Below are 9,214 nucleotides of genomic sequence, written 5' to 3' on the forward strand. Positions count from 1 at the left end.
CCACACCCCGTGGAGCGGAGTCGTGTGCCGCGATCCCCATCCAGTGCTCATCGGTCGGGGTAGGGAAACAGTCCCCGCTGCCATTGGTCCCGGACGCTATCGACGCTTCTTCGATCAAGCACATATCACCCAGACGCCGATCCCAAGCCCCATCGCTGCGAGCGAATTTCCCATGGCGCGCATGCGCAAGAAGGCCGACCTGCCGACCAAGCTGTGCGCGCACTGCGCCAAGCCGTTCACCTGGCGCAAGAAATGGGAGCGGGTGTGGGAGGAGGTGCGCTATTGCTCCGACCGGTGCCGGGCCGAAGCGAAGCGCGGCAAAGCCTCCTGAGGCCGGGGCTCAGGGCCGCCCGCAAGGGCGGCGAGGGCCGCCGGCGTGTCGATATCGGCCGCCACGGCGGCATCCATCGCCACCTCGAGCACGTCGCTGCGCCGGGCGAGGATACGGCCCGCCCCCTGATCGCCGGTGAGGCTGGCGAGATCGTCCGCGAGCCGGCGGCGATCGAGCAGAACCGGGTTGCCGCGCCGTCCGGCATTCACCGGCACCACCGCCGCCGGTGCCGGGTCGGCGCCGGAATAGGCATCGGCGAGCGCGGTCAGATGATCGGCTGTGATCCGCGGCATGTCGGCAAGCAGCACGAGCACGCCCGTGACCGTGTCGGGCATCGCAGCGAGGCCGGCGCGCAGGGAAGTCGAGAGACCGTCGGCGAAATGCGGATTGTCCACCAGCGTGAGATCGAGGCCGTCCAGAGCGGCGCGCATTGCCTCGCCGTGGGCGCCGAGCACTACGATCACCAGCCCGAGACGGGACGCGACGGCCGCGGCCGCGGCATGGCGGACCAAGGGCTTGCCGCCGAGAAGGCTCAAGAGTTTCGGCTCGGCTCCGAACCGGGTGCCGCGGCCGGCCGCCAGTATGACGATGCCGATTTCAGGCATCGTCGTCTCCGGTCGATTCGCCGCCCGAGCGCGGCTGCGGCCGCGAGACGATCTCCATCAGGAGGCCGCCGACGCCGAGCGCGACGATATCGGCGCGGGTGACGGCAAGGCCGGCCAGCAGACGGTGCAGCACCCAGTCGAACCCGTTCTCCTTCGGCGAGCGGGCGCAGCCCGGCGCACCGATCACCGGCACGTCGCCCCGTGCGCCGACGAGAAGCAGATTGCCCGGGTCCACCGGCATCCCGAGATGCGCGACAGACCCGCCGGACGCCTCGATCCCGGCCGGGATCACGTCGCGCCGGTCGGTAATGGCCGAGGCACCGAACACCACGACGAGATCGGCGCCGTCCTCGTCCACGGCCGCACCAATGGCCGCGGCCACCGACCCGGCGCGGTGGGGCACACGGGCATCGGTGACGATGGCCGCCCCGGTGGGCGCCAGGCGCTGGGCGAGGATCGCCAGGGTCTTGTCGACGGTGGATGTCTTGAGGCCGGGCAGGAGGGTCGAGACCACGGCGACGCGACGGCGGGTATAGGGCGCGATGCGCAGGGCCGCCGCGGGTGCTGCCAGACAGGCGCGTTCCAGCGCGCGGCCGGCGACGGCGTAGGGAATGATCTTGACCGTGGCGACCATCTCGCCGGCCACCACCGGCTTGTAGGGCGGCAGGGTCGCCACGGTGATCGCCTCGTCGACGCCGTTGACGGCATCGATCCCGGCCCGGTCGACGAGAAGGAGGCCGGCGGTCAGGGCGTGGAGATTGCAGCGCCCGGTGAAGGGCGGCTCGGCCCTCAGGGCCGCTCCCATCAACAGGGAGGCGAGCCGGCCTGCGGCGGCATCCTCGCCGACATCCCCCGCCTCCAGCGTCACGGCGACGAGTTCGGACAAGCCGGCGGCCGCGAGACGGGCCGCATCCTCGGACGGGATCGGGTGCCCCTTGCGCAAGGTCACGTCGTGCGCGCGCACCGTGTGGGCGGCGATCAGACCGCCGGCCTCAGCGATGGGGACGATTCCGAATTTCACGCCACCGGCCCGGAGCGCGGCGCACGCTGCGCCGCGACGATCTGTGCCAGGATCGACACCGCGATCTCGGCGGGGCTGATCGCACCGATATTCAGGCCGATGGGCGCCGCGATGCGGCCGATCTCGGCCTCGGAGAACCCGGCCTGCTCCAGCCGCGCCACGCGGGCGGCGTGAGTCTTCTTCGAGCCGAGCGCCCCGACATAGAAGCACCCGGCGTGCAACGCGGCGATCAGGGCCGGGTCGTCGATCTTGGGATCGTGCGTCAGGGCCGCCACCGCGCAGTAGCGGTCCAGTGGGGCGAGCCGCGTCGCGAAGGCGTCGTCGGGCCATTCGGCCACCAAGTCGATATCGGGAAAGCGCTCCGGCGTCGCGAAGGCGGTGCGCGGATCGATGACGGCCACCGAGAGGCCGAGGGCGGCAGCCATCGGACACAAGGCCTGGCTGATATGCACCGCGCCGATCACCACGAGGCGCACGGGCGGGGCCTGAACGGTGAAGAACACCTGCCGCCCGTCCAGCTCGATCAGCCCGCTTTTCCCCGAGGCGAGGCGTTTGGCGAGGATGTCGGCGAGCGGGTCGGCGGCGATCTCGGCTTCCCGAACCACGCGCTGCGCCCCATCGTCGAGATCGGTGACGAGGATCGCCGCACGCCGGGCGGCGCGCTCGGCGTTGAGGATGGTCAGGGAATCGAGCTTCATCGGGGGCGCCTCAGGTCACGGGCTCGACGAAGACGCGGATGCGCCCGCCGCAGGACAAACCGACCCGCCACGCGGTTTCGTCGGCGACGCCGAACTCGACGACACGCGGCCGCCCATCGGCGATGGCGTCCAACCCCTCGGTGATGACCGCCCCCTCGACGCAGCCGCCCGAGACCGACCCCAGGAAGTTGCCGTCCCCGTCGACCACGAGATGGCTGCCGACCGGACGCGGGGCCGACCCCCAGGTCTCGATCACGGTGGCGAGGGCGACCGTGCGCCCGTCGCGGCGCCAGGATTCAGCGGCGCTCAGAATGTCGTTGTCGGTGGACAGCATGGACGCGACTCCGGGATCGGGCGTGGATCCGCCTCCTCGCAACACAGGCAGAGGCAGTTAGGCTCCCGCGCTCCCGACACAATGCCGTCGCGACAGGTCGGGCGCCAGGGGATCGGCCCGCGGCGCCGACCCTCTTGCCGATCAACAGTCGGTGCGAAAACAGGAATCCAGGACAAAGCGACCGTCCTGCGCGCCGGGTTGCCGCTGCAGGGCGTGCCTTTCCGCACGGGTCCGGCCGAACTATCGTCGCGCTCCAGTTCGACCACCCCAGTTCGACCACCGGTGACAAACCTCATGAGACCGTGTCTCGCAGCCGCCGCCCTCCTCTGTCTCGCCACCGCCGCGCAGGCGCAGGTGAAGATCGGGCTGTCGGCGCCGCTCACCGGACCGGACGCGGCCTTCGGCCAGGGACTGCGAGGCGGCGCCGAGCAGGCGGTGGCCGATCTGAACAAGGCGGGCGGCGTCAACGGACAGCGCCTCGTCCTCGTGGCGGCGGACGATGCCGGCGACGGCAAGCAGGGACTCGCGGTGGTCAAGAAATTCGCCGCGGATCGGGTGAGTCTCGTGGTCGGGCCGCTGAACGCGGCCGTAGCAGCCCTGGCGATCCCGGCCTACGCGGAGGCGGGTATCGTGGCAGTGACACCCGGCACCAGTTGGGCGCCCCTGACGGCACGCGGGCAGTGGAATGTTTTCCGGCCGTTCGCCAACGATTCCGACCAGAGCACCATCGCCGGGGCCTACCTCGCAGAGAAGTTCGCAGGCCAGCGCATCGGCCTCGTCCACGACAAGACCACCTTCGGACGCGGGCTCGTCGACGGCGTCGCTCGCGCACTCAAGGCGGCCGGGCAGAGCGAGGCGGCCTTCGAGACCCTGACGCCCGGTGAAAGAGATCTGTCCGCCCTGGCCGCGCGGTTGAAGCGGGCCCGCATCGCGGTGGTGTATTTCGGCGGCCTCGGCCCCGAAGCCGGCCTGTTGGTCAAGGCGATGCGCGAGGCGGGCCTCGATGCTCCCCTGGTCGGGAGCGACGGCCTCCTCGACAAAGAGTTTCTGCAAGCGGCGGGAGCGGCCGCCGATGGCACGGTGATGACCCTCGCACCCGAGCGCCGGCTGCCCGACGCGAAAGGCACTCCGGCAAAGTCCGTGCGTTCACCGGAGGCCGATACGTTCGCCGCCCAGGGCTACGCCGCCGTTGAGGTCCTGGCGCTCGGCATCGGAGGAGCGAAATCGGCGGACGCCCAGGCGGTCGCCGCCTTCCTGCACCGGGGCCTGCCGCTGCGGACGGCAATCGGCGAGATCGCCTTCGACGCGACGGGCGATCTCAAGGCCGATCCGCGACGTCCCGCCTATACGCTGCAGGTCTGGCGCCGGACGCCGGACGGGCGGATCGACTATGCCGGCAACGCCATCGCGCCATGATCGCCCCACGGACCGGACGCACGATGCCCGGAGATGCGGGCGCCGGCGATGAACGCCGATGAAATCCGGGTCCGACGCGGTCGCGCGATGGCCTCAGGTGAAAGCCGCACGACACTTGCCGGCGGACTGCAGCCCTGTGGTTTTCTGTCGACGAGAATTCATCGACGGCGGTAAAAGCTTGCTTCGGCCCCGCACGAACATTATGTCCAGGCAACGCTCGCCGGTGTTGCGCATCCGATGGGATCGGACCCGCCGCCCGCTGCGTTTTGCCGAACGGCTTTGTTTTTTGGTGTCCCGGGTCGCCCCGTTCGGCGTTCCGGCTGGAGAGTGTGGATGGCGAAAGAAGAGTTGATGCAGTTCGACGGTCTCGTGATCGAGATCCTGCCGGACGCTCGCTACCGCGTGCAGCTCGACCAGGGCCACGAGATCGTGGCCTACACGGCCGGCAAGATGAAGAAGAACCGCATCAAGACTTTGGCCGGCGATCGCGTCACCGTCGAAATGTCGCCGTACGATCTGGAGAAGGGCCGCCTCGTGTTCCGTCACAAGGACGAGCGCTCCGCCGGTCCGCGTCCGCCGATCCGCGGCCAGTTCCGTCGCCGCTGAGGCGACACACTTAACTGCCTTTATCGTCGAGCCCGCGTCGCAAGCCTGATCCGGTCGCGCTGCGCGGGCAGTTTTATGCTCCGCCAACTGCGGCGTTTCGATAGCTCACGTCGGGCTGACCAGCCAGCGCGGGCCGAATGAGGTTCAGCTGCGGCGCAGCCCCTCGATGCGGTTGGCTTCCGCCGCGATGAGTCCGGCAGCGCGCCTCGCCGAATCCGGTTGGACCAGGGCGCCGATCACAGCCGGATCGAGCGCCAGCCCCGCCCGGACGAGGCCGGGCCACTCCGCCGCCGCCGGCCAATCCCGCCGATGTATCGCCGCCCCCATCGCGTGGAGCGCGTCGGCTTTGGTCACCTGTTCATCGAAGGCGCGGGCTTCCGAGAGACAGACGAAGCGCTTGGCCGATGCGGCGACCCCCGCGACCACGCCATCGCCGCCGCCGCCGATGACGAGGGCGGCGCGCGCCAGAAACGGCGCCGGATCGGCGACCCAGCCGTGGCAATGCAGATTCGCAGGAAGCCGGGTGAGGACAGTCGCATCGGTTTCACGCACGGGCCCGAGCACGTGCCAGGTCCGATCCGGCACCATACGGGCCGCTGCGGCGAGATCACCGAGGCCGCCGCCCTCCCCGCCGCGCCCGTAGATCACGACGATCGATCCATCCTCGGGCTCCGATCGCCCGGTCGCCGATCCGGCCGAAACGAATCCGGCATAGAGCGTCTTGGAACGGACCCAGTCGGGGGTCCCGGCCGCTTCGAGGGCAGGCGGGAAGAACGCCAGCACCTTCTTGGCCCCGCGAAACGCTTCCAGATGGGGCGTATCGGTGCGATTGCCGGCAAGCCGAACCGTCAGGGTCGGCACCGACATGAGACGGGCGAACAGCGCGATCTCGACGGACACATCGACGATCATCAATACCGGGTCGGAAGCCCCGATCCAGGCCGCGAGCCGGGCCATGCGGGCCCGAATCGCATCGGCGCCGAGCGGTGCGTAGTGCAATGCCTGCGGGCGTTCGGCTTCCCCGTCGCGACCATCGAACCCGGTCAGCCTGTCGTCGGGCAAATCGAGAACGGCACCCGGCGCGCCGCCTGTTTCGATCTCACCGAATGTGCCGATCAGCGTCACCGGGCGATCGAGATGCGCCGCGATCAGGCAGGCCCGCTGCCAATGACCGGCCCCCTGATGGTGGACGTAATAGCCGATCGGCCGTCGGCTCATGCGACTCGCGCCACCGGCACCCGGTGCAGTTCGGCGAGCATCGCCTCGATATCGGCCAGAACCCGGTCGAGGGGTTCGGCCACGGGCTCGGGCAAGCCTTCTCCGATCCGCGCCTCGATCCGCTCGACGAGGGCGATGGCATTGGGACAGGTGGCCGGATCGATGGCTGCGATGTCGGCGGGGGTGATCCCGAGCGCGCGCAGCGCCGTCTCGGTCCCGGCTGGCGCGTTCCAGGCTTCGCGCAGGGCACGCCGGCGTGCGATGAGGGCGCACCAATGGCTGGCGGGCGGCAGCAGATATGCCTCGGTGCCGGCAGCGACGCGGGCGCGCCGGGTCATCTCCGTGGCCATCCCACCCTCGACCCGGCCGGTCGCCCGATCCGAGACCGCAATGGACACGGCAGGGCAATGCCGGACCCGGCCACCATGGAGGCGGACCCGGGCGACGAAGGCGTTGTCCTCCCCGCAGGCGAGGGCCGGCAGGCCGCCGACGCGGCGATACAGATCGGCCCGGATGGCGAGGCTCGCGGCGACATGATCACCGTGGCGCGGCGCCGGATCATGAGCCGGCGGGTCGAGCGCTTCCTCGAGGGCGCGCACGCCGACCCAGTAACGCTCGATCCGGCGATGCAGATCGTCGAGGGCCGGGTCGCTCACGGCACCGTGGATGACGAGGCGGCCACCCACGAGTTCGGCTCCGTCGAGGGCTGCGAGGTTGGCTCGCACCCAGTCGGCCGGCGCAACCGCATCGGCATCCGTGCTGAGCACGACGCCGTCCACGACGGCATCGGCGTCGAGCCAGTCGGCGCCGGCGTCGAGGGCCATCCGGCGTGCGGTGCCGACATGGGCATCGGGGGGGGCGATCCGTGCCTCGATCACGCGTAATATCAGGTGAGTGGCCTCACCGTCGCGCTCCATGGCGTGGATCAGCTCCACGGTGCCGTCGGTGCAATTGTTGGCCAGGATGACGACGCGCAGGCGGGCGCCATCACCGGCGCCGAGCTGAGCGTCGAGGGACCGGATCAAGCGGGGCAGGATCTCCGCCTCGTTCCGGGCCGGGACGCAGACGACGGCGCATCCGAGAGAAGGGGCAGACTTACGCATCGTCGAGCAGCGGCGCGCGAGCATGGGTGACGATGCCTGCACGCGGCACCGAGTCCTTCAGGACGGTCTGGTACATCGCCTCGTAGCGATCCGTCATGGTGTCGGCATCGAACAGGTGCTCCGCCCGGCGTCGGCAATCGTGACGGTGGAGGCGGATGGCATGGGTGACCGCGCGGCCGAGACCCGCGACGTCGTCGGCCGCGGCGAGGACGCCGCAGGATTCATCGAGGATGTCGGGGATCGCGCCGCGGGCGAAAGCCGCTACCGGCGTGCCGCAGGCCAGGAATTCCGCCAGCACGAGGCCGAACGGCTCCTCCCAGCGCGGCGTGCAGAGGGCGACATGCGCCTCGCCGACCTCCCGGGCGAGAGCCGCATGGCCGAGATGACCGAGATAGGTGATATCCGGACCGAGCCGGGGCGCGATCTCCGCGTCCCAATAGGCCGGGTCGCTCCGCGGGCCGGCAAAGCGCAACGGGAGCCCCGCCGCACGGGCGGCATCGATGGCGAGATGCGGGCCCTTTTCCGGCACGAGCCGTCCCATCCAGATCGCGTGCGCCGCGCCCTTCGGCGCCGCGGAATAGGCGAAGGCCTTGAGGTCGATGCCGTTGGCGATCACCAACGGCATACCGATCAGATCGCGCCATTCCCGCGCCAGCGATTCCGAGACGGCGGCGAAGGTCATGTCGTGCGCCCGTGCCCGGACGCCGCGCATGAACGGCTCGAAAGGCGGGGTGTGCAAGGCCGTCACCATCGGCACCGTCAGTTCCGGCGCCCGCAGCAGCGGCAGGTAATGCAGGCTGTTGTTGTGAACGATGTCGAAATCGCCATCCGCCACCGCGTCCATGATCGCCACGTAGGCGGCATCCTCGATCGCATCGATCCGTTCGGCCGATACGTCATCGAACGCGCTGCCCGTCGGCGGGCAGACTGCCTCGAGCCCGAGGCTCGCCGTCGATCCTTCGGACGCATACAGCGTCACGGCATGGCCGCGCGCCTGCAGCGCCGTGGCCAGAAGATGCGTGTGCATCTCGAGGCCTCCCGAGAACGGCTGAGCGATCGGAAATTTGAGATGCGCGATGAGGGCGATCTTCACGGGATCCGGATCATGATGCTGGAGGGCTCGGAAGGGCGGATGAGGGTTCCGGACTCACTCTGCTGCGGGCCATACGCAACGAATTCATCCGATAAGTCCGGTGGTCTAACGAGGCGAAGAAGCCTCGGCGCCGTGCGACATGTCGCGCCGGAACGCCCCCCACCACGGCGATCCGCTGATCGCATGCCGCCGCCTCATGGCGAGCCGATGACGAAGACAACCACCCATCCCGGCGAAGGACAGTGACGCGCGCATCTTGAGAGGCTGGTGGACCGGACTGGTCATGGTCGGGCGACACTTTCCTATAAGGGCGGCAGATGGCCTATTGTCTCAAAGATTTCTTAAGAAGCCCGGGAGAGCACCTGACAGGGCTATCAGACAAGAGATGAACCGGAGGACAACATCCCACGGGTCAAGCCGCTCACGGGCGCTGGTACCATCCTCATGCTGATACCTGCCACTGCCTTGGCGGCCCCACTGCTCCACAGGCCCGGCCTCTGGCTTTATGGACACGCGCGCGAACGCCGAGCCCGGCTTCATCAGCAAGGCGCCCCCGGAGCGAGCGCTAAGTCTCTTGGTAGGGTGCGCGCGATGAACGAGGCCGGAACGGCGGCGTCACCAGCCAATGGGTCGGAGCGGGTCGAGGATAAGCCAAGTGCGGGACCGGAAGCCGACAGTCGCGAGGACCGTACGATGTGGCTGTCGCGGACTGCATGTGGGAGCGGGGCGCGCGAGCTCAACGCCGCGAGCGCATTGGGGCATTACATCGACGCGCATTCCGGAGCGTGA

At 69.5% G+C, this 9,214-nt stretch carries 10 protein-coding genes; 3 read left to right on the forward strand and 7 right to left on the reverse strand.

Annotation, left to right across the window (positions count from 1 at the left end; all coding sequences use genetic code 11):
• Nucleotides 1-172: 172 nt before the first annotated feature.
• The gene (locus G3T14_RS13020) at nucleotides 173-331 is read left to right on the forward strand and encodes a DUF2256 domain-containing protein (protein ID WP_204262842.1); all 159 of its coding nucleotides are present in this window, start codon (nucleotides 173-175) and stop codon (nucleotides 329-331) included.
• Here the strand turns inward: G3T14_RS13020 and G3T14_RS13025 are convergent.
• From G3T14_RS13025 to G3T14_RS13040, 4 genes are read right to left on the reverse strand one after another with little or no spacing between them, the layout of a single operon-like run.
• Nucleotides 280-936, reverse strand: a complete 657-nt coding sequence (locus tag G3T14_RS13025) for a nucleotidyltransferase family protein (protein ID WP_163642970.1) — start codon at nucleotides 934-936, stop codon at nucleotides 280-282. The two genes, G3T14_RS13020 and G3T14_RS13025, sit on opposite strands and share 52 nt — an antisense overlap.
• Nucleotides 929-1,957 (reverse strand): molybdopterin-binding protein, encoded by a 1,029-nt coding sequence (locus G3T14_RS13030; RefSeq protein WP_163642971.1) that lies wholly within the window; start codon nucleotides 1,955-1,957, stop codon nucleotides 929-931. Before G3T14_RS13030 ends, G3T14_RS13025 begins: the two co-directional genes overlap by 8 nt.
• A complete protein-coding gene (locus G3T14_RS13035) occupies nucleotides 1,954-2,655 on the reverse strand; it encodes an XdhC family protein (protein WP_163642972.1) in 702 nt (233 codons plus the stop codon). The genes G3T14_RS13030 and G3T14_RS13035 overlap by 4 nt, the downstream gene beginning before the upstream one ends.
• Nucleotides 2,656-2,665: 10 nt before the next feature.
• Entirely contained in the window at nucleotides 2,666-2,989 is a 324-nt protein-coding gene (locus tag G3T14_RS13040) for an XdhC family protein (protein ID WP_163642973.1), read from the reverse strand.
• A 294-nt stretch (nucleotides 2,990-3,283) separates the two neighbouring features.
• Between G3T14_RS13040 and G3T14_RS13045 the strand changes: the two genes are divergently transcribed.
• Together G3T14_RS13045 and infA are read left to right on the forward strand one after the other, a co-directional pair.
• Nucleotides 3,284-4,405, forward strand: a complete 1,122-nt coding sequence (locus G3T14_RS13045; protein WP_163642974.1) for a branched-chain amino acid ABC transporter substrate-binding protein — start codon at nucleotides 3,284-3,286, stop codon at nucleotides 4,403-4,405.
• A 333-nt stretch (nucleotides 4,406-4,738) separates the two neighbouring features.
• A complete protein-coding gene (gene infA / locus G3T14_RS13050) occupies nucleotides 4,739-5,011 on the forward strand; it encodes a translation initiation factor IF-1 (RefSeq protein ID WP_055879197.1) in 273 nt (90 codons plus the stop codon).
• 144 nt (nucleotides 5,012-5,155) lie between these two features.
• Here infA and G3T14_RS13055 read toward each other — a convergent pair whose 3' ends face one another.
• Genes G3T14_RS13055 through G3T14_RS13065 form a run of 3 tightly spaced genes read right to left on the reverse strand, consistent with a single transcriptional unit; the run spans nucleotide 5,156 to nucleotide 8,425 of the window.
• Complete coding sequence (locus tag G3T14_RS13055; protein ID WP_163642975.1) at nucleotides 5,156-6,229, reverse strand: glycosyltransferase; 1,074 nt, start codon at nucleotides 6,227-6,229, stop codon at nucleotides 5,156-5,158.
• Entirely contained in the window at nucleotides 6,226-7,332 is a 1,107-nt protein-coding gene (locus tag G3T14_RS13060; protein ID WP_163642976.1) for a glycosyltransferase family 2 protein, read from the reverse strand. Before G3T14_RS13060 ends, G3T14_RS13055 begins: the two co-directional genes overlap by 4 nt.
• On the reverse strand, nucleotides 7,325-8,425 hold the full coding sequence (locus G3T14_RS13065) for a glycosyltransferase family 4 protein (protein ID WP_163642977.1): 1,101 nt from the start codon (nucleotides 8,423-8,425) through the stop codon (nucleotides 7,325-7,327). The genes G3T14_RS13060 and G3T14_RS13065 overlap by 8 nt, the downstream gene beginning before the upstream one ends.
• Nucleotides 8,426-9,214 lie beyond the last annotated feature (789 nt).

Origin of the sequence: Methylobacterium sp. BTF04 (assembly GCF_010692745.1) — a bacterium.
Classification (GTDB): domain Bacteria; phylum Pseudomonadota; class Alphaproteobacteria; order Rhizobiales; family Beijerinckiaceae; genus Methylobacterium.